This window comes from Pseudoalteromonas sp. Z1A2 (genome assembly GCF_011378755.1).
GTDB lineage: Bacteria > Pseudomonadota > Gammaproteobacteria > Enterobacterales > Alteromonadaceae > Pseudoalteromonas > Pseudoalteromonas distincta.
Genome location: NZ_WTKX01000020.1, coordinates 47,011 through 70,299, shown reverse-complemented (window position 1 = coordinate 70,299; position 23,289 = coordinate 47,011). Strand labels below are relative to the sequence as shown.

The following is a 23,289-nucleotide window of genomic DNA, read 5'->3' as shown; positions in this document are numbered from 1 at the left end:
GCTATTGCATGCTGAGTAATTGTTTGGCTTTAACCAACTGTAAATCGGTTAGATTACCAGTAAGTAATTGCGCATTATTGTTAGTGTGTTCATTTTTTATTATAACGGCTTTATTACTTTGTGAAAGGTTTGTTTGATTAACCGCCACATCTGGGGTTATTCCTATTCCATCAATCGATTTACCTAACGGTGTGAAGTATTTCGCTGTGGTGAGCTTTAATGCGGTATTGCCATCACCGAGTGGAATGAGTGATTGTACAGAGCCTTTCCCAAAAGATTGGCTGCCAACAATGGTTGCTCGGTTATTATCTTTAAGTGCTGCTGCAAGTATTTCGGCTGCAGAGGCAGAATTTTCGTTTATAAGCACAACTATGGGCGCATTTTTTAGAATGTCTCCACGCTTTGCATAAAATGCTTGGTTAGCATCGTAAAAACGTCCTTTAGTCGTCACTATAGTGCCACTTTGTAAAAATAGGTCTGATACAGCCACTGCGCTTTGTAATGTCCCCCCTGGGTTATCACGTAAATCAATTACTAAGCCTTTAAGTGGGTAGCCAAAATGGCTTTGCAGGGCGGCAACTTGTAGTGCAACTTCATGTAATGTGTGGTTAGAGAAGTTATTGATAGCTATGTAACCAGTTCCAAAATCTAAAAGTTCGCTTGTTACACTTTCGAGGTTTATTTGGCGACGTGTGACATGAAAAGTGAGTGGGTTTTTATTGTTATCGCGATTTACAATTATATCTATATTCGAAAATTCACTGTCTCTTATTAGTGTTGCTACTTCGTCGATAGTACGGTTTTGGGCTGCGTTGTTGTTTACACTTACAATAATATCGCCTGGTAAAATACCTGCCGCTTTTGCGGGCGAATTATTAACCACGTTAACAATAGTCATATTCTCGTCTATGTTCTTAACTTCTATACCAATACCTGTGTAACGACCATTTGTGTTATCAAATAATGAGGCTAATTCATACTCATTTAAGTACTTAGAATAGGAGTCGAGTTTTGAATATAAACGCTCAAACTGTTGGTTGTTATATTTAATATGGTGGCTATTTTGTAAGGTGAGATCTTCAACGTAATAGGTATGAATGTTGAAGAGTATTTCGTCTATTTGTTGTCTTTTAAGATCTTTAATTGAGCTTGCTAGTGCATTACTAGTAAAGGTAATTAGGGTTAGTAATACAAGCAAGTACAGACTTATATAAAAGTCTGCACTTTTTTTATTAACGGTATTTATTGTGTGTTTTTTAGTTGTCATCAGCTGCTCCAGGGCGGTGCAGCGATTTATCTAATTAAATACGTTTGCACCATTTTACAGGATTTACTGCGCGTCCTTTGTGGCGTATTTCAAAGTATAGACCAGAACTTGCCTGTCCGCCGCTTTGGCCTACTAAAGCGAGGGTTTCGCCTTCACGTACCATATCCCCTACATCTCTTAGTAGCGTTTGAGCGTGGCCATATAGGCTCATAAAACCTTCACCATGGTCTACAACAATTACCCATCCATAACCTTTTAGCCAATCGGCAAATACAACTTGCCCGTTGTGCACGCTATTAATATTAGTGCCTTCTTTTGCACCAATTAATACGCCTTTCCAATCAATACCACCATGTTTACGTTGGCCGAATGTGTGCTCTAACTTACCTTTGCTCGGCCAGTCTAATTTGCCCTTGCTCTTATTTAGGCCAAGTAATTCTATTTTTTGTGTTTTTTCTTTTTCGAGCTCTTTAATCGTTGTTACTAAAGTTTGTTGGTTTTCTTTTAAATAATTTATTGAGCTTTTAGTGCTGTTGAGCTGAGCTTGTAAGTTTTTAAGATTAGCTTGGCGCTCACTTTGTGCATTAAGTAATGCAGTTTGGCGCCTTTTTTGTTCATCAAATAAAAGCTCTAGTTTTTCTTGCGTTTTAACGAGCTCTTCTTGGTTTTGTACTATTTGCTGTTGAAGATCTTTTAGATCTTCGATTTGTTCAATACGGGCTTTATTTAAGTAATTGTAATAGCTAAGTGTGCGCTCAAACTTGGCTGTGTCTTCTTGATTCAACAGCATTTTAGAGTAGTCGTCGCCACCGGCCATATAGGCACTTTTGAGTTGCGCGGCTAAAATTTTCTGAAACTGAGCGTATTTTTTATCAAGCTCATCGGCTTTACTTTGTAACTCTTTTTGCTGTGTTTTAGTCTCTTTTACGGATTGCTCTGCCATGTTAAGTGCTTTAGCATTTTTAGCTATATCGAGTTCATGGCTTTTTAGATTTTTTTGTAGCGACGCTATTTTTTTTCTTTGGGCGTTATATTCAGCTTGGCTTTGCTCAAGTGCATTTTGAACCTCTGATAAGTCTTTTTTAGTACGATCTTCATTAGCAACTGCAGATGCAGCCACTAATGAAGTTAGTATCAAACCGCACTTAATTAACCGGTTAATACGTTTGTTCATGTGTTATTTCAACATCATGATAGGCGTACCAGTCATTTCTTTTGGTTGCTCCATACCCATTAAGTGAAGCATTGTTGGGGCTACATCACTCAAGGCTTTACCTTGCATTGGCTCTGCATCGCGACCAACATAAATAAAATGCACAGGTTCGCTAGTGTGGGCAGTATGTGCTTGGCCTGTTTTGAGATCAGCCATTTGCTCAGCATTACCATGATCGGCTGTAATTAGTGCTTCACCACCAAACTCTTCTAGCGCATCAACAACACGTCCGATACAGCTATCTACAGCTTCACAAGCTTTAACAGCGGCTTCAAATACACCTGAGTGACCAACCATATCGCCATTAGGGTAGTTACAAATAATAGCATCGTATTTACCGCTTTTAATTGCTTCTACCAGTTTGTCGGTTAGCATTTCTGAGTTCATTTCAGGTTGTAGGTCGTAGGTTGCTACTTGCGGCGAAGGAATTAGCTCGCGTGTTTCACCTTTAAATTCGCTTTCACGTCCGCCACTAAAGAAAAATGTAACGTGTGCGTATTTTTCGGTTTCTGAAATACGAAGCTGTGTTTTATTATTTTTTTCAAACCATTCACCGAGTACGTTTATTAGTGGTGTAGGTCCAAATGCAACAGGTGCGTCTATATCGGCTGCATACTCTGTCATCATTACAAATGCGCTAAGCTCTGGCGTTCTTTTTTTAGTAAAACCATCAAATTCATGCTCAACAAAAGCGCGGGTAATTTCGCGGGCTCTATCTGCTCTAAAGTTAGCAAAAATAACGGTGTCACCATCGTTTATTGAAGCCTGAGTGGCACCTGTTGGCGTAATAGTCGTAGCTGCTACAAACTCGTCGTTTTCGTCGCGCTCGTACGCTGCATTAAGTGCTTCAACACCATTATCAAAATTAAAGTCGCCTTCGGCGAGCGTCATTACGTTGTAAGCTTTTTCTACACGGTTCCAACGGTTGTCTCTGTCCATTGCGTAGTAACGGCCAATAAGTGATGCTAAACGTCCGCACTTAAGTTTACTAAATAACGCTTCAATTCGTTCAATTGATGCTTTTGCGCTACGTGGAGGTGTGTCACGGCCGTCTAAAAATGCATGGAAATAGACTTCTTTAGCACCACGTTTTGCCGCCAGCTCAATACTTGCAACTATATGATCTTCATGGCTATGCACACCACCTGGGCTTAAAAGACCCATTATGTGAACCGCTTTACCAGCACTTACTGCTTTGTCTATGTTTTCAACTAAGGCTGGGGTTGAATCAAACTCGCCATCGTTAATTGCTTTGGTGATACGGGTAAAATCTTGATACACAATGCGCCCTGCACCTAAGTTTACATGGCCAACTTCTGAGTTACCCATTTGACCATCAGGAAGACCAACATCTAAACCCGAAGCCGATATTAATGTGTGTGGGCGGGTGGCCCATAAGTTGTCTAATACAGGTGTGTTAGCTGCAAGAATAGCATTACTTTGCGTATCTTCGCGGTGTCCCCAACCGTCTAAAATCATTAATACCAGTGGTTTTTTATGCTCTGTCATAATAGCTCCTGAAAATTAGTATCTGTTGATGGATACTGTGCACCTAAAAAGGTTTATTAGCGTGGTTTTAGCATACCGTGTTTTTAAGCTAGGATCAGCATTGAAAACAAGATATTAAATTTTTTCACTTATACCTCATTGACTAACCTGAACTCTGCTTGAGATAAATTTATTATCCAGAGTTCTTGTTAACTATATATGGGGGGGCTTTATCGTTTTTTAAACGCCTCTAAGTGCTCCTAAACTCGCATTTTAGGTTGGTTTGGGTATACTTGCGTGGCTAAAGTACAAAATCCTTAAAATATTAGGGCGTGTTGCACTTTGGTGGTTGAATTTGCAGCAGTATGTTTGGTTTTTAGGCAAGGCAGAGCCTATGAAGTGTGGTTACTCCCCATAAATAGGCGATAACGTAGCATAAATACCAAACATACGCTGCCCGCTGGGTTCTTTCTAGGGACTATTACCTCTTTGTTGCTCGGTTTTTACTTAGCCCACTAGGTTACAAATCTCGCGCCGCGATTTAATCGCCCCTAGATTGAACAAATTTCAATCCACAAAGGCCAACACGCCCTAGGTTTAAAACATAATTTCATAGTGGAAGTAGAATGGATCAATATATTGAATTTATTACAAATCATCCCATTTTAAGCCTTGCTTGGGTTGGTATTGTTTTCCTTATTGTTAGTGGCTGGATAAAAAGTAAGCTTTCAGCTGTTCGTCAAATAAATCCCCAGCAGCTTACGTTACTTATTAACCGTGATGACGGTCAAGTAATCGATATACGTGCGCAAAAAGAGTTTAATGCAGGGCGTATTTCTGGTGCTGAGCACTTAAGCCCAGAGAATGCGAAAAAATCTGACTTTTCAAGCCTTGAAAAGTACAAGACTAAACCCATTATAGTTGTATGTACTACAGGTATGACTGCCCAAGGTACTGCAGCCGCTATGAGTAAAGCTGGTTTTGAACGAGTTTACTTATTAGCAGGTGGCATGGGTGCGTGGCAATCTGCCAGCTTACCAACTACAACAGGTCGCTAATCAGTTTAGCTAGGCCGATAGAGGATTTATTATGAGTAATGTTGTTTTATACACCAAGGCGTATTGTCCATTTTGTCAGCGTGCTCTTTCGCTTTTAAACAGCAAAGGCGTTGAATACACAAATTATGATATTGGTGTGCAGCCTGAGCTACGCGATGAAATGATTGCCAAAGCAGGTGGTGCAAGCACAGTACCGCAAATTTTTATTAATGATGAACATATCGGTGGCTGCGACGACATGATGGCTATTGAAGCGCAAGGTAAACTTGACGCTAAGCTAAACGCTTAATTTAATTATAATAACGAACAAGTTAGGAATAACAATGAACGAAGAAAATCAAAACGTAGCAGCTGCTGAAGCTGGCGCACAATTTACTATTCAACGCATTTACACTAAAGATGTATCGTTTGAAACGCCAAACTCTCCGGCCATCTTTCAAAAAGAATGGACACCAGAAGTTAAGCTAGACCTAGATACACGCTCAAACAAGTTGGACGAAGGTGTATTTGAAGTTGTTTTAGCGCTAACTGTAACTGCATCTATTGGTGAAGAAACTGCGTTCTTATGTGAAATTCAACAAGCAGGTATTTTTACTATTGCTGAAGTTGAAGAAGTGCAACTTGCGCACATGCTAGGTGCATTTTGTCCTAACGTGTTATTCCCATATGCACGTGAAGCTGTTTCAAATCTTGTTAACCGTGGTACTTTCCCACAGCTTAACCTTGCGCCAGTTAATTTTGATGCGTTATTTGCACAATACATGCAACAACGTACTGCGCAAGCTGACCAGGCTTCAGCAGACGCATAACTTATGAGTACAGCAACTACAGCTGTTACTGTATTAGGGGCAGGGTCTTACGGCACCGCCCTTGCTATTTGTTTAGCCCGAAATGGTCACCAGGTGACACTTTGGGGAAGAAATAGCGACGACGTTGCCACGCTTGCAGCTGAGCGGAAAAATCAACGTTACTTACCTGATGCTCCTTTCCCAGATACTCTTACTCTTGAAGCTAACTTACAACATGCCGTTGCTAGCAGTGCTATTGTACTTGTTGTTGTGCCAAGCCATGCTTTTGGCGACACGCTTGCGCAAATAAAACCTGCATTGCAAGAGGGTGCTAAAGTAGCGTGGGCAACTAAAGGGCTTGAGCCTAATACTGGACGTTTGTTACAAGAAGTTGCTTTGCAAGAATTGGGTGATGACATACCACTTGCGGTACTTTCGGGTCCTACGTTTGCAAAAGAAATGGCGATGGGGTCACCTACAGCTATTTCAGTGTCTTCTACGTCACCTGAATTTGCGCAGCAACTGGCTGATTTACTTCATTGTGGTCGCTCATTCCGTGTGTATAACAATGATGACTTTATTGGTATACAGCTCGGTGGTGCGGTTAAAAATGTAATTGCAATTGGTGCCGGTATTTCGGACGGTGTAGGTTTTGGTGCTAATGCGCGTACCGCGCTCATTACCCGAGGCCTTGCAGAGCTCACTCGTTTAGGTTGTGCTCTGGGTGCTAAGCCAGAAACCTTTATGGGAATGGCAGGCCTTGGTGATTTAATACTAACCTGTACAGATAACCAATCACGTAATCGTCGATTTGGTTTGGCGTTAGGTAAAGGCGAGAGTGTTGATGCTGCTATTGAGTCTATTGGCCAAGTAGTTGAAGGCTTTAGAAACACTAAAGAAGTGTATTTACTAGCGCAGCGTGCTGGCGTAGAAATGCCAATCACAGAGCAAATTTATAAAGTACTTTATGAAAATAAAGACATGAAAGAAGCCGCTATGGCTCTTTTAGGACGAGAACAACGCGCTGAATAAGCGCTTGAGCTAGGCCTTAACTAAAAAACCGACATTATGTCGGTTTTTTATTGCCTAACGGATTATATTTACTGGGCGTTAGGGAAGCCCAACTGACGCCACGACTCGTAAACAAACACGGCAACTGCATTTGAAAGGTTCATACTACGGCTATTTGCTTGCATAGGAATACGTACACGCTGATCGTTTGGTAATGCTTGAATCATTTCATCAGGCAGGCCGCGTGTTTCAGGACCAAATACCAAGCAGTCGCCAGCTTCGTAACTTGCTTCATGATGAAACTGACTGCCTTTAGTTGTACAGGCATACACTTTTTTAGGTTTGCATTTTTCAAGGTAGTCCTCAAAAGAGGCATGGCGTTGAACATGGCTAAATTCATGGTAATCAAGGCCCGCACGTTTCACGCGTTTATCGTCCCATTCAAAACCTAATGGCTCAATTAAATGTAATGCATAGCCAGTATTGGCACATAGGCGAATAATATTACCTGTGTTAGGCGGTATTTCAGGTTGGTATAAAACAATATCCAGCATAATGAGCCTTATAAAATAATCTGTAGTTTGACGAAGGGCAGTATACACGAAACCTTTTAAAAAAATGATATACTCAACACATTCAATACAGTGATTAATGGATACACGCGTGCATAACCGTAGCTACGAATTTTGGGTTAAAACTTCCAGCATTGTTACCATGGTCATGGTTAGCTTAATGATCGGCGCAAAAACATGGGCCTGGCTGGCTTCTGGCTCGGCTTCAATGCTTGGCTCGTTAACTGATTCGTTAATGGATATTACTGCCACCGCTATGAGCTTTTTAGTGTTGGGTTACGCACTGCGCCCAGCAGATGATGACCATAGATTTGGACACGGAAAAGCTGAAGCACTTGCAGGACTTGGCCAAGCCGCATTTATTGCTGGATCAGGTTGCCTACTTGCTTTTCATGGTATTGAGCGATTATTTAACCCTATACAGTTAAGCCATTCTTTATTAGGTGTGTGGGTAAGTATTTTTGCTATTGCGTGTACGCTCGTCATTGTATTTGTACAAAACAAAGTGGTTAAGTATACCGATTCAATTGCTATAAAAGCCGACTCAGTACATTACAAAGGCGATTTAATATTAAACGCTGCTGTGCTGTTAGCTATTTTGTTAGCTTATTATGGCGTGTTGTATGCAGATCCTATTTTTGCAATAGGTGTAGCGGGTTACTTACTTTATAACAGCTGGGATATAGCTCGCGATAGTGCCGATCATTTAATGGATAAAGAGCTACCTGATGATGAAAAACAAAGCATATTTGACATAGCCAGAGCCCATGCTGATGTGCATGGCGTGCATGATATTCGTACTCGCCAAGGCGGAAAAGTTAAGTTTATTCAAATGCACTTAGAGCTTGATGATCATTTAAGCTTGATTCGCGCGCACAATGTGGCTGATGAAGTAGAGGCAATGCTCAAAGAACGTTTTGAGTCTGAGGTAGATATACTGATCCACCTCGACCCTTTGTCAGTACTTGTTAAGCCGTCACCGACTCACAAAATTGATAAAAGTTAGTTAATAGCGGCTTTCGAATTTCGTCACGTTCAAAAAGTAGCTCGTGTTTAGCGCCTTCAAAACTCTCAATCGTTGCATGAGCATGCCTTTTTGCAATACTGTACTGTGCTTCGTTGTTTACCACTGTATCGCTAGCTGCACTTGCTATAAACAAAGGGATTGGTACGTTTAGGTTATCAACAGACTTTAAAAACGATATTGTAGCTGCTAGCCAGCCAAACGTAACGCCACCTAATTGTATGTTAGGTTCTAATTTATAGGTTTGCCTAAAGTAGGTGTAACGCTTCTCACTGCTAGTAAGTACGTTTTCGGTAAATGGGATCGGGTTGTAGTTGCCTTGTCCAAATGCATAGCAAGAGTGTAAACCAAGTAAAGTGGCTAATTTAACAATAAACTTCGTTGGTATTTTTGGTACGTCTTTTGTAAAAATATCAAACATAGGAGCAGACAAAAACACGCCTTTATAGCTATTTTCAAATTTTGCTAAATAATCAATAGCAATGGCGCCACCCATTGAATGAGCCAGCATGACTTTTTTACCTTGCCAATGTTTTGAAACTATTTGCTGATCAAAGTTATTTAGGTCACTGCTGTAGTTATTATAATGTTTTACAAAGCCTTTATGTTTATTTTTAAGGTGCCTGTAAGAGCGGCCCTGACCTTGATGATCCATAATAAACACAGCAAAATTATTACAATACAGCTCCCAGAGCAGTTCTTTATATTTTTCTAGGCCTTCAATACGCCCTGTACTTACTACTATTGCGGTTGTCGCGTTTTTAGGGATTGCGTATGCGTAAAATAGCTTTCCTGATGGCGTATCTAAGTAGCTTTTAATTAAATTTTCAGTATAAAAAACATTAATGGCCTCTTGATTGCTCTCAAGCTGGGCTTCTGAACTATAAAACATGCTTTACTCTTTTATTAATGGCAAGGTTATATTAGCACACAAGCCACCTAGTTCTTTATTTGATAATACTAAACTGCCACCATGCGCAGTAATAGCATTTTTAGCAATCGCCAGCCCTAAACCCGTACCACCACTTACGCGATCCCGCGCATCTGATTGCCTAAAAAAGGGCTCACAAAGCTTGCTCAGTTGATCATCGGGCACACCAGAGCCATCATCACATATTTCTATATAAATGGCATCTGTGTGCTTTAGAGTAATGCTAATTGTATTGTTTGCGTATTTAATAGCGTTACGAAGTAGGTTTTCAAGCGCACTGGCAATAAGTGTTTCGTCGCAATTAATATTTACCTCTACAGCGCCCACTATATTTAGCTGCTTATTATTTTGTTTTGCTTCAAACTGCGCATCGTTAATAACGTGATCTACAATTATTTGTAATGATTGTTTTTGCAGTGAAAGCGCTTGGCTTTTTGCTTCTAAGCGAGAAACTTGCAGCACGTCTGCAATCATCTTATCAAGTTGGTTTGCTTCTTTTTCTATGCGTAATAAATACGATTGGCTAGCGTCGTTAGCTTGCATTTGCGCAAGACCGGTAGCCATTTTTAAACGCGTAAGGGGCGAGCGTAACTCATGTGATATGTCGGCTAATAAGCGTTTTTGTGAACTAATTAAAAGCTCTAGCTGATTGGCCATGCTGTTAAAGTCTCGCCCAAGTATTCCCAGCTCATCTTTTCGGTTTACAGAAATGTCGGCTCTTGCGCTTAGGTTGCCCGCTGATAGTTTAATAGCTGCTTTTTTAAGACTATTTATAGGGGCTATTAAGTTACGGCTAAATACAAAGCTTAAAATAAGAGAGGCAACAATTGCGATGACTATTTTCATCCAATTAGGCATAAGCTTAAAGCGCATTAATAGCGGCGGTTGATGGTTAATATCTATTTCATAAAGATAAAAACTCCCTTCAGGCACGTTTATGTTAACAGGGCCGAAGGCTTGATATTTTTCAGTAAAAATAATTTGTGGTGACATATTTTGAGTAAAGTTTAATAAACTTAAGTCGATGCTCTCTGGCACCTCTTTACTACTAAGGGAGTCTTCGCTTTGAGCTGCGCTTAAGTATAAAAGTTTACGCTTTGATAGGCGAGGGTGTACTAATACATCGCTTAGGCTGCGCTTATGTTTAATAGCAGTGCGCTCAATACTTTTAGCGGTATATATTAAGTTTTTTTTCATAGGGCCATAAAGCGGCTCGTTAGTTACCGCGTTAATAGCGGTAATGTTACTTAAAAATATAAGCGCTGCAACGGTGCCGATTATAGTTAACCAAAACCAAATAAATATTTTAAAAAACAGGTAGTGCCCAGGGTGTTTTAACCAAGCAAAGTAAGTGCTTTTATTCGCCTTGGATAAAGACATAACCCGTACCTCTCATTGTTTTAATTCGCTCACCTGGAATATGCTCTGCTATTTTTTTGCGGATATTACTTACATGCATATCGATAGAGCGATCAAAAGAAGCTAAACGCCTACCTAGTACTTCTTCACTAATTTGCTCTTTACTAACCAATTCACCTGCATTTTTACACAATAGCGTGAGTATTTCGTACTCTGTACCAGTAAGCGTTAGTGTAGAGCCGTCTATTGAGGCCTCTCGAGCTGCAAGGTTAACAGTAATGCCATTAACGAGTAACTTACTCGTTGTAGCTATATTTAAACTATTAATGTGCTCTATACGGCGAGTTATCGCTTTTACGCGGGCTAGTAATTCACGATGATTAAAAGGCTTTGGAATGTAATCGTCAGCGCCTAGCTCTAGACCAAAAATACGGTCAAAGTCTTCACCTTTTGCTGTAAGCATTATTACCGGTGTGAGTTTTGTTTGCCTAAGTTGTTTAAGTACTTCAAAACCATCAAGCGTTGGTAACATTACATCTAGCAATATAAGGGCGTAGTCATTTGCTTGTGCTAGTTTAAGGCCTTGTTCACCGTCGTGTACGCTTTGTATTTCAAAGCCTTGGACAGTTAAATATTCACTTAATAGCTCACAAAGGCCAGTGTCGTCATCAATCATTAATAGTCTCATTTACAAACCCTTAGAGTTGTTTATAGCGTTATTTTACCCGCTAAATAGTGCAAAGGTGAATCTTTACACAACCTTTACACTGCTTTGCGTTACTTTGCGTTGAGTTAGGTATAGTTAACTCACTGGCTTAGCAGCCACAACCAACCCAATATTAAGGTAATGATTATGACTAAATTAAACACACTTTCAAAATTAGTACTTATCTGTGGCTTAGCAACAGCAACGCTTGGTGCTGGTAGCGTGTTAGCTAAAGGCGACGGACATAAGCAAGGCCATTCTCAAGCTCGCTTTTTACTTTCTGAGCGCGGCGTTGAAAAATTAAACCTAACAGATGAGCAGCAAACTAAGCTAAAGGCTATTTTTGAAGCGCAAAAAACACAAATGAAAGCTCTGCGTGGCGACGATAAAGAAGCCCGTAAAGCGATGCGTGAAGCGCACAAAGCAAAAATGGATGCATTACTTTCGGCTGCGACATTTGACGAAAATGCAGCAAAAGAGCTATTAAATGAACGTCATGCAAAAGGTGAGCAATTTGGTTTAATTAAACTAAAAACACAACACCAAGTAATGCAAGTGCTTAACGCTGAGCAAAAAGAGAAGTTTGCTAAAATGCAAAAGCGTATGAATAAAAAGCACCGTAAACAAAAAAGTTAATTTTACTTTTTTGTAAATACTAAAAAACCAGCGTAATGCTGGTTTTTGTATTTAGGGCATTATGAAGATAAATTATTTAAAAAAGTCATCTTCATTTTTAGCCATCATTGCCTCAATATCTTCTATCATGTCTTGGCTAAACTCTTGTGCCGAGGTGATTGGTGCAGAAATTTTATTATTTTCGAACGACCATTCACCTAAATCAATTAGTTGGCAGCGCTTTGAGCAAAAAGGGCGAAATGGGCTTTGCTCTGACCATTCAACTTTAGTTTTACAGGTTGGGCAGTTTACAACAGTAGGCATAAATTACTCTCTACAAATTTTTGGTGCATATTACATTACTTAGATATGAGTCTCTAGCTATAAGGCTCTGAGCTTAGAGCCTTATCTTTTACTGTGGGACTTTAAAAATTGGTTACGCGGTTTATTTCACCAAGGGATGTAAGGCCATCGGCTGCTTTGCGTAAACCCGATAAACGTAAATTATTAAAACCGGCTTTAAGTGATACCTCTGCTATTTCAAGCGAATTTCCACCGCGCATAATAATTTGGGCAATTTCAGGAGTAATTTGCATTACTTCGTAAATACCCACACGCCCTTTGTAACCATCAGTACAGCTATCACACCCTTTAGGCATATATAACGTCATTTCTTCAATTTGCTCGGCACTAAATCCTTGGCGAGCAAGTTCTTCACTCGGAAGTTGTTCTGGCGTTTTACATTTAGGGCACAAGCGACGTGCTAAACGCTGGGCTATTATTAAGCTAATCGAACTTGCTACGTTATAAGCGGGTACACCCATATTTAATAAACGAGTGATTGTTTCCGGCGCTGAGTTTGTATGCAATGTTGATAAAACCAAGTGACCTGTTTGCGCCGCTTTTATTGATATTTCTGCGGTCTCTAAGTCACGTATTTCACCTACCATAACTACATCAGGATCTTGACGTAAAAATGCGCGCAGGGCGTTGGCAAAAGTCATATCGGCTTTAATATTAATTTGTACCTGGTTTACACCTTCAAGGTTAATCTCAACCGGATCTTCCGCAGTACTAATATTACGCTCAGGCTGGTTTAATATATTTAAACCTGTGTATAGCGATACTGTTTTACCAGAACCCGTTGGCCCTGTTACAAGTATCATCCCTTGAGGCTGGGCAAGCGCGTCCATGTAGAGCTTTTTCTGCTCAGGCTCATAGCCTAATACATCAATGCCTAACATAGCGCTTGATGAATCAAGGATACGCATTACTATTTTTTCGCCCCACAAGGTAGGCATGGTACTTACACGAAAATCGATACTTTTGCGTTCAGTAATTTTTAGCTTTATACGACCATCTTGTGGTTTGCGTTTTTCGGCAATATCGAGTCGCGACATTACTTTAATACGCGCAGAAAGCTTGGTTGCTAATGTATTAGGTGGGCTTGCCACTTCATGCAAAATGCCATCAATACGAAAGCGAATACGGTACTTGTGCTCATACGGTTCAAAATGTAAATCAGAGGCGCCTTTTTTAATGGCATCCATTAAAATTTTGTTGATATATACGATGATAGGCGCATCATCTTTATCGTCATCTTGTGGTGCTGTATCTCTTTGGCTTTCTGAGTCTAAATCAGCAAATTCTTGAAACTCGTCATCAGTTAGATTTAAGCTGCCAGTGGCATCTAGTAATTGCTCAATTTTGTTATCGAGTTGAATATAATCAACAACAACAATTTCGCATGAAAGACCGGTACTAAACTCAAAGTTTTCGAATGCGCCGTAATCTGTTGGGTCTGATGCTGCTATATAAACTTTTCGATCTTTTTGAACAAGCGGTAAAATGTGATGTTTACGTATGAGTTTTTCTTTTACGAGATCGGCCGGGATTCTTGTAGGATCAAAGTCTTTTAAATCAAAATAAGGTACGCGAAACAAATCAATGCATTGTTCAGCTAAATCTTTACTATCGATTTTTCCACATTTAGAAATAAGCTCAGCTGTTGAGGCAAATTCATTTTGTTTGTTTTTAACCGTGTCGGCATCAATGCGGCCAAGGGTTATAAATTTTCTCAATAACGGTGAGTTAATATTCATTGCGCACCTGTTTTATTCCTTCAATAGTAAGCAATTTATCAGAAAAAAGAAGGTGATTACATCACCTTTCATTCTTTGTTGTGATTTTACTAACTAAAATACGAGTTTGTGTGAGTTAGGACAGTGTTAAAGTGAGTTAGTTTTGTTGTGTAATGCATATTGTAGGTACTTTTTATGCAGATCAACAAGTTCTATATGCACTAGGTTTAAACTACGGTCGTTATTTAAAATATCATCCGCTTTTTGCTGTTTATCGGCACGTGACATTTGCGAGGCAATAATACTTTTAACTTGCTCACTACTTGTGTTGTCACGTTTTGCTGTACGCGCTACTTGTACAGAGGTTGGTACGTCAATAAGTAAGGTATGGTCGCAATATTTATCAAGGTTGTTTTCAAACAATAAAGGCGCTACTAAAACAACATAAGGGCTAGTTGCATTATTTAAATCGTTTAGTATTTTTGCGCGAATAAGAGGGTGTAGCAACGCATTAAGCCATTCTTTGTCACTGTTGTTAGTAAATATTTTTGCGCGAAGCTCTGCTCTATTTAATGTGCCATCAGGCAATAAAATATCTTTGCCAAAGTGTGCTGTAATCGCTTTTAGCCCTTTGCTATTTGGGAGTACTACTTCGCGCGCAATTATATCGGCATCAACTATTGTAATCCCAAGCTCTTCAAACATGTTACTGATGGCCGTTTTACCACAGCCAATACCGCCTGTTAAACCTAATACCCAGCTGTTTACTTTAGTAATTTGCTCACTCATTTTAATAACCAATTAAATTAAAATAAGCGCCTTGAATTTGGTTGCCCCAAAGCATAGTGATCCAGCCAGCTATCGCTAAATAAGGGCCAAAAGGGATAGGGGTCGCTTTGTCTTTACCTTGTATGCTTAACAGTGCAATACCTATAATGGCACCCACTACGCTCGAAAGCAGAATAATAGTAAGCAATGACTGCCAGCCAAGTAACGCCCCAAATACAGCAAGCAACTTAAAATCGCCATAACCCATGCCTTCTTTACCGGTTAATAACTTAAATAGCCAAAACACGCTCCATAGACTTAAATAACCACAAGCCGCACCAATAATGGCATCGGTTGGTGTAATTGTGTAACCCATTACCGAGGTAATAAGTGCAAGCCAAACAAGCGGAAGTGTAAGTTGATCTGGCAGCAGCATGTGGTCAATATCAATAAAGGTCAGTGCTACTAAAATCCACGTTACAAAAATATATAATAAAGCTTGCTCGGTCGCACCAAAGCTATAGGCAACAATTAAACTTAATAGGGCAGTAATTAGCTCTACAGCAGGGTATCGGACCGAAATAGGATTACTGCAACTTGCACATTTACCTTTAAGTATTAACCAACTAATAATAGGAATATTCTGCCAAGGCTTAATGGCAGTTTTGCATTTAGGGCAGGTAGAGTTGGGTTTTACTAAGTTAAAAGGCTTATTGATATTGGCTTGTTTAGATTTATTAGCTGTAAGCTCATCATCTAGCAATATGCGGCATTCGCTTTGCCACTCACGTTGCATCATCAGTGGTAAGCGATAAATAACCACATTTAAAAAACTACCAATACATAAACTAATTAAGCCAATAGTGGTTAAATAAAACCACAACTGGCTTTGCATTACTTCAATAATACTTTGCATCATATTACCTGAAAATTATTTTAAAAATTAAGCGTTTAAAAATTAAGTGAAGTATTTATCACATAGAGAAGTGAAAGAGAGTAAATGAGAAGACATTAATAGCCATACCTTATCAAAAAAGTAAGCCTCTCTTTTATTTCCTGTAAATTGTTATTTTTGGTAATTAAATAACAGAGCCAAGTTGGAAAATAGGTAAGTACATCGCAACAATCAAGCCACCAACAAGTACACCTAGTACAGCCATAATAAGTGGCTCAAGTAGGCTTGAAAGGCCGTCTACTGCATCATCAACTTCTTGCTCGTAAATAGTAGCTACTTTAGCAAGCATACCGTCTAGTGAGCCAGATTCTTCACCAATCGCAACCATTTGTATTACCATATCAGGGAATATTTTTGAGTTACGCATTGCCCAGTTCATTTGATTACCAGAGCTCACTTCAACTTTAATATCTAAAATGGCATAGCGATAAACAGCGTTACCTGAAGCCCCGGCAGCAGAGTCAAGCGCATCAACCAGCGGCACACCTGCAGCAAACGTAGTCGACAGAGTTCGTGCATAGCGAGCAACAGCTGCTTTGTTTAAAATCATACCAATTACTGGCAGTTTTAGTATAGCTCGGTCGGTTGCATCTCTGAGCTTTAAACTTCTTAGTTTTGCTTCTTTAAAAGCGTATCCAAAAGCTACAATAGCGATTAGTATCATCCACCAATATGCTTGCATAAAGTCTGATATGCCAATAACAAACAAAGTGAATGCAGGAAGCTCTGCCCCAAAACCTGCAAATATATCTTGAAACTGCGGCACTACAAATATTAATAGTATTGAGGTTACAATGCCGGCGATTACTAATACTGAAATAGGATAAAACATCGCTTTTTTAATTTTTGATTTTAGCGCTTCGGACTTTTCTTTATATAAAGCAACTCGGTCAAATATTTTATCAAGTGCACCAGATTGCTCGCCAGAGGCTACAAGGTCGCAATATAAATCATCAAAATAACGTGGGTGTTTTCTAAGTGCAGTAGATAGTGGTTGCCCCGCTTTTACTTCATCAGCAATAGTTTCCATTAATTTGGCGACACTTTTATTGGTCGAGCCAGAGCCAATCATTTCAATGGCCTGTATTAAAGGAACGCCCGCCATCAACATAGTCGCAATTTGGCGAGTAAGTAGTGCTATATCTTTAGGGGTTACCTTTTGAACACTTTGAATACCGAACAGTGGTTTTGCTTTACGCTTCACTTTTGAAGGAGTGATACCTTGCTTACGAAGCTGAGCTTTTACTAATGCAATACTATTACCTGTAAGCTCGCCTTCAAGTTTCTTCCCTCGTGCACTTACACCGACCCACTGAAAAGTATCGAGGCCTTTATCTTGTTGTTTTTTTGCCATTAAGAGTACCCAGCTGAATTTGGTTTAAACTTCATTATTACAAGCATAACTTAAACTAATGATTCTTGGTAGAAAAGTTGGACGCTTTAAAATCGTTGCCCAACGGACCAAAATCTAGGCCCGTAAATGTAGCCCTTATCAGGGTCAATATTATTATAAATACTTATCGCTTTTTGTAAGTAAAGGTACCATGCAAAAATAAATAAAATGGCTATTAAAGCTTTTAAGTATTTATTTATGGAAATGCTTTGGATACTTTTTTTATTGATTCTACCAAGTAGCAACCCCCACATTATAAATAAGAGTGTTTGCGAAACCGGCATTACATGCACACCAGAAAATAGTGAGTATGTAATTCCTATAGCAAAAGAATAAAAGAGGCTTTCAGTAATGATGTCTTTTTTATGCTTTTTTAAATGTGTTATCGCTTTTTTAAATGTTGTAAAAACAGCGGTTAAAATACATATAAGGGCGATAAGACCCCATTCATTTAAAATTTCAATTAATGAATTGTGGGGGTGACTAAAAGGGGCTGAACTCCCAAGTGACATTTCAAATACTCCAGGACCATTGCCGATAAATAAATGCTTTAAAGATAGGTTAGAAAAAGTATTAAACCATAGCTCGATACGGCCTGAGGAGGATGTGCGTAGTATTTCAGTACCTCCTTTATTTAATGAATCCAGGGCATAAAAAGTAATACAACTTAAAGCAAGGCAGACTAATCCAATAAGTACTTGTTTTTTTAATGTAGTTTTTAAAGCGAGAGCAAAAATAGAGAAAACTAAAAATGAGAGTAAAGCCCCGCGAGCTTGCCCAATAAATATAAGTAATAAGTTTAAAAATAAAATAATAAATACAAGGCGCTGTATGCTTGTAAATTTTAGGAGTAACACTAAAAATGGAAGAATAAATACCTGTACTTGATTAAAAAAGCGAATATTAATAAAGCCTGAGTAAATTATGTATGGATTTAAAGGTTGCTGCTCCGAAAGTGTAAAAATTATATTAAGTAGGCATATTAAAATTAAGCTCGTATGAGCTATCAATAATGCATAAATGATAAATAAAATAGACCTTTTGTCATTTATGGTACTTACGTAATACATAGTTAAAATAAGTAAGCTTATATGAAGCGTGTACAGCAGACTAAAACTTTGCTCCACACTCATCAATGTAGATAAGCAACCACTGAAAATAAAAATTAAGTACAAAACACTGCTTTTTTTATTTAGTGAAAGCTTAAAAGTAGGTTTTTTATTACCTAAAAAAGGAGTAAGCACTAGTAGGCTTGTGATAAGTAAAAAAGCTATTTGAATGATACGTTGGTGGTTATGATAATCGTAGGAAACTATTGGTATCAAAGGTATTAGCGCACATAGAAAAAAAAAGCTGATAAGCGATGGTTTTGTTGTATTTGTTAAATTCATGAATGCTAATTCTTACGCATTAAAAAAGCGCCAAACAAGGCGCTTTTTAGTAATCAATAAATGATTAAGATTGTGGGCAGCTTTTAGGTGCAAGAGTTTTGTCACCTGTAATACCTGTGGTCGCACAAGACCAGCCACCAGTCGATGTACGAGTCCATTTGATTTTAGCACCAGTTACTTGAGTAGGAGCATTTCGAATTGCACACTCAATACCTGTGGCATCAGTTGTAATTGTACAATTTTCTGTTGTATTTTGAAGACCAACAAGAGCATTTGTTGGAGTTGTGCCGCTATTTGACGTTATCTCAAAGCCTGTTCTACCCGCTGAAACTTCAGATAACCCAGCCGTAAGTTTTGATGTTGCTTGATAGTTCGAATACGCAGGCAATGCAATTGCAGCAAGAATACCGATGATTGCTACTACAATCATTAATTCAATTAGGGTGAAACCCTGTTGTTTTTGAGTCATTGTTTTCATGTTTCCTCTCCTAAAGGATAGATTTTTGTAACTTAAATCACTTAAGCGGCAAAATGCCTCACTTAATTTAACTGATTTACTTTACAGTTTTACTTAAAATTAATTTTATTACACTTTAGCTTTAGAGTATGAAACACAAAAGCCGAATGTGAATTCATTATGTTTAGTACTAATTATAAAAGTTTACTAAGTGCACTACATGTTGTAGCAACAAATAGTATAGGCATAAAGTAAGTAGTTTAGTTGATTTAGTTTTTAATTATGTCTTTAAAAAGTAAAGGTACTAGTTATTTATGACTATCTTTTTAAATAAAATAGTACAACAGAATTAGTCTACCATTTTATTTTAGTATTTAGCACGTATCTTATTATAAAAAAGCGATTTAATTTAACAATTTGTTACAAAGTAAGCCTTTTGGGTTATTTAATGCTTTTTTACTTAACTTGTCAATTAATTAGCGGTATTAATTACCCATTATTGCTTCATAATTGTTCAAAGCGCATCGATAAATCGATTGATTGTAAGTTTTTTGTTAATGCCCCGCTTGATATAAAATCGACACCTGCTTGTGAATAAATTTTGAGCGTTTCTAGGGTCATATTGCCTGAAACCTCTAGTTTTGCGCGCTTATTGGTTAAAATTACAGCTTGCTTAATTTGCTCTACGCTAAAGTTGTCTAGCATAATTATGTCGGCGCCAGCTTCAATTGCTTGCTTAAGTTCTGGGAGTGATTCTACTTCTACTTCGACAGGTTTGTTTGGGTGATTTTGTTTAGCTTGAGCAACGGCTTTGTTTATTGTGCCACAAGCCGCTATATGATTTTCTTTAATTAAAAATGCGTCAAATAAACCAATACGATGATTTGCACCGCCGCCACATTTTACTGCGTATTTTTGAAGTGCTCTAAGGCCTGGTATGGTTTTGCGTGTATCGAGTAGTTGCGTTGTTGTGCCGCTTAGCTCTTTTACATAATGGGCTGTAGTAGTGGCTGTACCCGATAACGTTTGTACAAAGTTAAGTGCAGTACGCTCGGCAGTTAATATTGAACGCGCTGAACCAGTGGCTGTAAATAATGTGCTGTTTGCTTTAACTGCGTCGCCATCATTAATAAGTACATTAACCTTAACGCTTGGGTCTACTTGTTTAAATACTTCAAGGATGATGTCTTTTCCGCAAAAAATACAGTCTTCGCGGGTGATTACTTTGGCGTTTGCTTGCTCATTTTGAGGGATCAATTGCGCGGTAATATCGCCTTCTTGTGCTGTTTGATAATTTAAATCTTCGTCAAGTGCAAGAGTAACAAGCTGAGTAATAAGAGTGTGCGAAATAGACATGGGATGCTCATAAGCGTTAATAAATTAAGCAAATTTTACTATGTTTATAAAAGAAAGAGAAGCGATTGCCTTTTCACCAATATAAAGATAAGTGCTTATAGTAAATTAGTATCTACGTGTGGGGTTGTATTACCTGTAGATGAGGTTTTATACCTCGCTTTTAATTTCAAAAGTTACGTTACATGAGCGGACGTAAATTAGCACCTACGTGTGGGTTTGAATTATTTGCAGGTAGGGTTTTATACCTGTTTGTTACTATCATTGTTTTAATAAATCCTTTAGCATCAGTGCTATGTATATCTTGATATTTATATAATAAACGTATCATGAAAATAGATTTAGACGGTGTTTTAAGTACTGTAGCGCAGCGGCCTTGTTCGCATTTTGATGAGCGCCCTGATGAGGCTGATATTTCTTTACTGGTTATTCACAATATATCTTTGCCAGCAGGGCAGTTTGGTACACCTTTTGTTGATGAGTTATTTATGGGTAGCATTGACTGCAATGCTCACTCGAGTTTTAGTGACTTAAAAAATTTACGTGTATCGGCCCATTGCTTTATAAAGCGCACCGGTGAGGTTATACAATACGTGCCTTTTGAAAAACGTGCTTGGCATGCAGGGCAATCTAAGTTTGAGGGCGTATCTGCTTGTAATAACTTTAGCATTGGCATTGAGCTTGAAGGTACCGACACCACGCCATACTCTTTAGCGCAATACGAAGTATTAGCTACACTTAGTAAATCTATAATACAACGCTATCCAAAAATTACCCCTTCGCGTATTGTTGGGCATTGCGATATTGCCCCGGGACGTAAAACCGATCCTGGCAGTAGCTTTAATTGGCCATTGTTTTTTAATATGCTTGAACAACTAAGTTAAGAGAGTTATTCCCATGATTTTAGTTTCTATAATAATTGCATTAATTCTGGAGCGTTTAGGGGCTCGGTCTAATTACTGGCAGATAAGCTATTACACAAATGGTTATTTAAATCGCTCTAATAAGCTACTAGGTGACAAAGGCTTATTTAGTTCTGCTCCGGGCTTTTTAATTTGGCTGTTACTTCCAGTAATAGCAATAGCGTTTATTTATTGTTTATCTGATTTTGTACTATGGCAGTTAGCTATTAATATTGCTGTGCTTTTGGTTTGCTTTGGTTGTGCCAAGCAGCGTGCTTTATATAAGTCTTACTTAAATGCCTTAACGCGAGATGATGGTACTGCTGCATCTTTATATGCGCTGCAAATAGGTCAAAAGCGTACTGATGATCAAGATGGTGGCGAAACCTTTGGGCAAACATTGGCATGGGTAAACTTTAGATTTTACTGTGCGGTGATTTTTTGGTTTGTTGTTTTAGGTGCGCCAGGTGCGGTTTTATATGCACTGGTACGTACTTTAGCTGATTTAGTACGAGAAGATCATAAAGTAATATTTGCTAAGCGTTTTAAACTTATACATAAACTATTGTTTTGGCTCGACTGGTTACCTGCACGTATTACCAGCTTTGGTTATTTAGTAATAGGTAACTTTAATAAAGGCACAAGTTGTTGGCTACGTTACGTGCTTAACTTTAAGTCTCCAAATCGCGAAGTAGTAACATGTACTGCACTTGCTGCAGAGCAAATTGAAAAGCGTTATTACGGCTGTACCTACGAAGCCACGTGTATGATTAAGCTTGTTAAGCGTAATGTATTATTTTACTTAGTACTTATAGCGTTGCTTACATTATTTGGTGGGCTGTCTTAAGTTAATACTTTTTTAATAAAGTACCTTATGCAATGTAAGGTGCTTTAATCTCTTCCTGCAGTTTTTAAGTACAATAAAATAGAGCTAATATTCTAATTTATTCTGGTCAGACCAATTGTTTTCATCCCAAATACGTTATAACAATTTTTGTAAATTGCGCATTGTTTGATCTTCGTTCAAAATGCGTTACGCTACTTTAATTGCTCAAACTACCTGTAAATTGACAGCTAATAGTGTTTTTGATACCGTATTGAAAATTTTTGGTATGACCAATTTACCTTTTGGGTAAATCATACTACTTAAAGCCCCGTTTTATGGGCTCTTGGTATTTATACAACGCGGACGTTGATTCATGTCTTTAAAGATTAAAGCAGCAAAATTATCTGATGTTATTTTACAGCAACTTGAGAATATGATTCTTGAAGGCTCGTTAGCACCAGGTGAAAAGTTGCCACCAGAGCGTGAACTAGCAAAGCAGTTTGAAGTGTCTCGCCCGTCACTGCGTGAGGCAATTCAAAAATTAGAAGCGAAAGGTTTAGTTACGCGTCGCCAAGGTGGCGGCACGTTTGTAAAAAATCAGCTCGAAGAAGGGCTTACTGATCCACTTTTTGATTTGATTAGTAAACACCCTGAGTCGCAGTTTGATTTACTTGAATTTCGTCATGCATTAGAAGGGATTGCTGCTTACTACGCAGCACTGCGCGGGACCAGCAACGATTTTAGCAAAGTAAAACAAAGCTTTGATGAAATTGCCTTAGTTAATGATGATTTACAGCAAAAAGCAAAAGCAATTAATGCATTTCACTTTAGCGTGGCAGAAGCCTCGCACAATGTGGTGTTACTGCATTTAGTTAGAGGTATGAAAGCGCTGCTTGAGCAAAATGTATTGCAAAATTTAACTGTTCTATTAAAAAAGTCAGATATTAGCAGTCAGTTAGCCCAACACAGGCGTTTATTAATGGATGCCGTTATTGACGGTAATCCAGAGCAAGCCCGTTTAGCAAGTAATGCGCACTTAGCATTTATCGAAGAAGCACTACTTGAAGCAGGCAAAGAACATTCGCGAATTGAACGTAGTTTAAGACGCACTAAACAAAATTAAGTTAGTAC

General features: G+C 38.7%; 24 protein-coding genes. 9 read left to right on the top strand and 15 right to left on the bottom strand.

Translation table 11 applies throughout. The features are described 5' to 3' along the window. Position 1: 1 nt before the first annotated feature. The 3 genes from GQR47_RS14190 to gpmM are packed head-to-tail and all read right to left on the bottom strand — an operon-like array spanning position 2 to position 3,989. On the bottom strand, positions 2-1,267 hold the full coding sequence (locus GQR47_RS14190) for a S41 family peptidase (protein WP_024597558.1): 1,266 nt from the start codon (positions 1,265-1,267) through the stop codon (positions 2-4). A 34-nt stretch (positions 1,268-1,301) separates the two neighbouring features. Continuing rightward, on the bottom strand, positions 1,302-2,441 hold the full coding sequence (locus GQR47_RS14185; protein ID WP_024597559.1) for a peptidoglycan DD-metalloendopeptidase family protein: 1,140 nt from the start codon (positions 2,439-2,441) through the stop codon (positions 1,302-1,304). Between the two features lie 3 nt (positions 2,442-2,444). Next, complete coding sequence (gene gpmM, locus GQR47_RS14180) at positions 2,445-3,989, bottom strand: 2,3-bisphosphoglycerate-independent phosphoglycerate mutase (RefSeq protein ID WP_024597560.1); 1,545 nt, start codon at positions 3,987-3,989, stop codon at positions 2,445-2,447. Positions 3,990-4,594: 605 nt separating this feature from the next. Here gpmM and GQR47_RS14175 point away from each other — a divergent pair. Genes GQR47_RS14175 through gpsA form a run of 4 tightly spaced genes read left to right on the top strand, consistent with a single transcriptional unit; the run spans position 4,595 to position 6,846 of the window. Beyond that, a complete protein-coding gene (locus tag GQR47_RS14175) occupies positions 4,595-5,026 on the top strand; it encodes a rhodanese-like domain-containing protein (protein ID WP_002957784.1) in 432 nt (143 codons plus the stop codon). Between the two features lie 31 nt (positions 5,027-5,057). Next, positions 5,058-5,315 (top strand): glutaredoxin 3, encoded by a 258-nt coding sequence (gene grxC / locus GQR47_RS14170; RefSeq protein WP_002957783.1) that lies wholly within the window; start codon positions 5,058-5,060, stop codon positions 5,313-5,315. Between the two features lie 34 nt (positions 5,316-5,349). After that, a complete protein-coding gene (gene secB / locus GQR47_RS14165; protein ID WP_002957782.1) occupies positions 5,350-5,835 on the top strand; it encodes a protein-export chaperone SecB in 486 nt (161 codons plus the stop codon). 3 nt (positions 5,836-5,838) lie between these two features. Beyond that, complete coding sequence (gene gpsA / locus GQR47_RS14160) at positions 5,839-6,846, top strand: NAD(P)H-dependent glycerol-3-phosphate dehydrogenase (RefSeq protein ID WP_024597561.1); 1,008 nt, start codon at positions 5,839-5,841, stop codon at positions 6,844-6,846. A 68-nt stretch (positions 6,847-6,914) separates the two neighbouring features. Here the strand turns inward: gpsA and trmL are convergent, their stop codons facing one another. Next, positions 6,915-7,379: a tRNA (uridine(34)/cytosine(34)/5-carboxymethylaminomethyluridine(34)-2'-O)-methyltransferase TrmL gene (gene trmL, locus GQR47_RS14155; RefSeq protein ID WP_002957780.1), complete on the bottom strand. Its 465-nt coding sequence runs from the start codon at positions 7,377-7,379 to the stop codon at positions 6,915-6,917. A gap of 109 nt (positions 7,380-7,488) precedes the next feature. Here trmL and GQR47_RS14150 point away from each other — a divergent pair, with 109 nt between their 5' ends. Then, complete coding sequence (locus tag GQR47_RS14150; RefSeq protein ID WP_029753364.1) at positions 7,489-8,403, top strand: cation diffusion facilitator family transporter; 915 nt, start codon at positions 7,489-7,491, stop codon at positions 8,401-8,403. Here GQR47_RS14150 and GQR47_RS14145 read toward each other — a convergent pair. Genes GQR47_RS14145 through GQR47_RS14135 form a run of 3 tightly spaced genes read right to left on the bottom strand, consistent with a single transcriptional unit; the run spans position 8,366 to position 11,399 of the window. After that, positions 8,366-9,313, bottom strand: a complete 948-nt coding sequence (locus tag GQR47_RS14145; protein ID WP_024597562.1) for an alpha/beta fold hydrolase — start codon at positions 9,311-9,313, stop codon at positions 8,366-8,368. The two genes, GQR47_RS14150 and GQR47_RS14145, sit on opposite strands and share 38 nt — an antisense overlap. Before the next feature lie 3 nt (positions 9,314-9,316). Beyond that, positions 9,317-10,732: an ATP-binding protein gene (locus GQR47_RS14140; protein WP_154903595.1), complete on the bottom strand. Its 1,416-nt coding sequence runs from the start codon at positions 10,730-10,732 to the stop codon at positions 9,317-9,319. Beyond that, positions 10,710-11,399 carry a response regulator gene (locus tag GQR47_RS14135; protein ID WP_165723908.1) on the bottom strand — a complete coding sequence of 230 codons (690 nt, stop codon included), beginning with the start codon at positions 11,397-11,399 and terminating at the stop codon, positions 10,710-10,712. The genes GQR47_RS14140 and GQR47_RS14135 overlap by 23 nt, the downstream gene beginning before the upstream one ends. A gap of 165 nt (positions 11,400-11,564) precedes the next feature. Here GQR47_RS14135 and GQR47_RS14130 point away from each other — a divergent pair, with 165 nt between their 5' ends. Continuing rightward, the gene (locus tag GQR47_RS14130; protein ID WP_002957775.1) at positions 11,565-12,053 is read left to right on the top strand and encodes a Spy/CpxP family protein refolding chaperone; all 489 of its coding nucleotides are present in this window, start codon (positions 11,565-11,567) and stop codon (positions 12,051-12,053) included. Positions 12,054-12,125: 72 nt separating this feature from the next. On the opposite strand, the gene yacG is transcribed toward GQR47_RS14130, so the two are convergent. The 8 genes from yacG to nadC form a co-directional block, all read right to left on the bottom strand. Then, positions 12,126-12,356 carry a DNA gyrase inhibitor YacG gene (yacG, locus tag GQR47_RS14125; protein WP_024597564.1) on the bottom strand — a complete coding sequence of 77 codons (231 nt, stop codon included), beginning with the start codon at positions 12,354-12,356 and terminating at the stop codon, positions 12,126-12,128. A 101-nt stretch (positions 12,357-12,457) separates the two neighbouring features. Further along, entirely contained in the window at positions 12,458-14,134 is a 1,677-nt protein-coding gene (gene pilB, locus GQR47_RS14120; RefSeq protein ID WP_002957773.1) for a type IV-A pilus assembly ATPase PilB, read from the bottom strand. Positions 14,135-14,260: 126 nt separating this feature from the next. After that, on the bottom strand, positions 14,261-14,902 hold the full coding sequence (coaE, locus tag GQR47_RS14115; protein WP_024597565.1) for a dephospho-CoA kinase: 642 nt from the start codon (positions 14,900-14,902) through the stop codon (positions 14,261-14,263). 1 nt (position 14,903) lies between these two features. Then, entirely contained in the window at positions 14,904-15,797 is an 894-nt protein-coding gene (locus tag GQR47_RS14110; RefSeq protein ID WP_024597566.1) for an A24 family peptidase, read from the bottom strand. Positions 15,798-15,960: 163 nt separating this feature from the next. After that, positions 15,961-17,190: a type II secretion system F family protein gene (locus GQR47_RS14105; RefSeq protein ID WP_024597567.1), complete on the bottom strand. Its 1,230-nt coding sequence runs from the start codon at positions 17,188-17,190 to the stop codon at positions 15,961-15,963. 86 nt (positions 17,191-17,276) lie between these two features. Next, on the bottom strand, positions 17,277-18,620 hold the full coding sequence (locus GQR47_RS14100; protein ID WP_024597568.1) for an O-antigen ligase family protein: 1,344 nt from the start codon (positions 18,618-18,620) through the stop codon (positions 17,277-17,279). Between the two features lie 64 nt (positions 18,621-18,684). Next, positions 18,685-19,098 carry a prepilin-type N-terminal cleavage/methylation domain-containing protein gene (locus GQR47_RS14095; protein WP_029770243.1) on the bottom strand — a complete coding sequence of 138 codons (414 nt, stop codon included), beginning with the start codon at positions 19,096-19,098 and terminating at the stop codon, positions 18,685-18,687. A 483-nt stretch (positions 19,099-19,581) separates the two neighbouring features. Then, positions 19,582-20,433: a carboxylating nicotinate-nucleotide diphosphorylase gene (gene nadC / locus GQR47_RS14090; protein WP_154903594.1), complete on the bottom strand. Its 852-nt coding sequence runs from the start codon at positions 20,431-20,433 to the stop codon at positions 19,582-19,584. 326 nt (positions 20,434-20,759) lie between these two features. On the opposite strand from nadC, the gene ampD reads away from it, so the two are divergent. From ampD to pdhR, 3 genes are all read left to right on the top strand, one after another. Then, the gene (gene ampD, locus GQR47_RS14085) at positions 20,760-21,314 is read left to right on the top strand and encodes a 1,6-anhydro-N-acetylmuramyl-L-alanine amidase AmpD (protein WP_024597570.1); all 555 of its coding nucleotides are present in this window, start codon (positions 20,760-20,762) and stop codon (positions 21,312-21,314) included. A gap of 13 nt (positions 21,315-21,327) precedes the next feature. Beyond that, positions 21,328-22,179, top strand: a complete 852-nt coding sequence (gene ampE, locus GQR47_RS14080; RefSeq protein ID WP_024597571.1) for a beta-lactamase regulator AmpE — start codon at positions 21,328-21,330, stop codon at positions 22,177-22,179. 352 nt (positions 22,180-22,531) lie between these two features. Next, on the top strand, positions 22,532-23,281 hold the full coding sequence (gene pdhR / locus GQR47_RS14075; protein WP_002957764.1) for a pyruvate dehydrogenase complex transcriptional repressor PdhR: 750 nt from the start codon (positions 22,532-22,534) through the stop codon (positions 23,279-23,281). Positions 23,282-23,289: the final 8 nt, after the last annotated feature.

Excerpts from the sequence above, each read along its gene's own strand:
- GQR47_RS14110 (WP_024597566.1), bottom strand. The coding sequence starts at position 15,797 with ATGCAAAGTATTATTGAAGTAATGCAAAGCCAGTTGTGGTTTTATTTA.
- secB (WP_002957782.1), top strand. The coding sequence starts at position 5,350 with ATGAACGAAGAAAATCAAAACGTAGCAGCTGCTGAAGCTGGCGCACAA.
- GQR47_RS14175 (WP_002957784.1), top strand. The coding sequence starts at position 4,595 with ATGGATCAATATATTGAATTTATTACAAATCATCCCATTTTAAGCCTT.
- gpsA (WP_024597561.1), top strand. The coding sequence starts at position 5,839 with ATGAGTACAGCAACTACAGCTGTTACTGTATTAGGGGCAGGGTCTTAC.
- gpmM (WP_024597560.1), bottom strand. The coding sequence starts at position 3,989 with ATGACAGAGCATAAAAAACCACTGGTATTAATGATTTTAGACGGTTGG.
- GQR47_RS14135 (WP_165723908.1), bottom strand. The coding sequence starts at position 11,399 with ATGAGACTATTAATGATTGATGACGACACTGGCCTTTGTGAGCTATTA.
- GQR47_RS14100 (WP_024597568.1), bottom strand. The coding sequence starts at position 18,620 with ATGAATTTAACAAATACAACAAAACCATCGCTTATCAGCTTTTTTTTT.
- grxC (WP_002957783.1), top strand. The coding sequence starts at position 5,058 with ATGAGTAATGTTGTTTTATACACCAAGGCGTATTGTCCATTTTGTCAG.
- coaE (WP_024597565.1), bottom strand. The coding sequence starts at position 14,902 with ATGAGTGAGCAAATTACTAAAGTAAACAGCTGGGTATTAGGTTTAACA.
- GQR47_RS14190 (WP_024597558.1), bottom strand. The coding sequence starts at position 1,267 with ATGACAACTAAAAAACACACAATAAATACCGTTAATAAAAAAAGTGCA.
- GQR47_RS14130 (WP_002957775.1), top strand. The coding sequence starts at position 11,565 with ATGACTAAATTAAACACACTTTCAAAATTAGTACTTATCTGTGGCTTA.
- GQR47_RS14095 (WP_029770243.1), bottom strand. The coding sequence starts at position 19,098 with ATGAAAACAATGACTCAAAAACAACAGGGTTTCACCCTAATTGAATTA.
- GQR47_RS14105 (WP_024597567.1), bottom strand. The coding sequence starts at position 17,190 with ATGGCAAAAAAACAACAAGATAAAGGCCTCGATACTTTTCAGTGGGTC.
- trmL (WP_002957780.1), bottom strand. The coding sequence starts at position 7,379 with ATGCTGGATATTGTTTTATACCAACCTGAAATACCGCCTAACACAGGT.
- GQR47_RS14185 (WP_024597559.1), bottom strand. The coding sequence starts at position 2,441 with ATGAACAAACGTATTAACCGGTTAATTAAGTGCGGTTTGATACTAACT.
- yacG (WP_024597564.1), bottom strand. The coding sequence starts at position 12,356 with ATGCCTACTGTTGTAAACTGCCCAACCTGTAAAACTAAAGTTGAATGG.
- pdhR (WP_002957764.1), top strand. The coding sequence starts at position 22,532 with ATGTCTTTAAAGATTAAAGCAGCAAAATTATCTGATGTTATTTTACAG.
- GQR47_RS14145 (WP_024597562.1), bottom strand. The coding sequence starts at position 9,313 with ATGTTTTATAGTTCAGAAGCCCAGCTTGAGAGCAATCAAGAGGCCATT.
- ampD (WP_024597570.1), top strand. The coding sequence starts at position 20,760 with ATGAAAATAGATTTAGACGGTGTTTTAAGTACTGTAGCGCAGCGGCCT.
- GQR47_RS14140 (WP_154903595.1), bottom strand. The coding sequence starts at position 10,732 with ATGTCTTTATCCAAGGCGAATAAAAGCACTTACTTTGCTTGGTTAAAA.
- nadC (WP_154903594.1), bottom strand. The coding sequence starts at position 20,433 with ATGTCTATTTCGCACACTCTTATTACTCAGCTTGTTACTCTTGCACTT.
- pilB (WP_002957773.1), bottom strand. The coding sequence starts at position 14,134 with ATGAATATTAACTCACCGTTATTGAGAAAATTTATAACCCTTGGCCGC.
- ampE (WP_024597571.1), top strand. The coding sequence starts at position 21,328 with ATGATTTTAGTTTCTATAATAATTGCATTAATTCTGGAGCGTTTAGGG.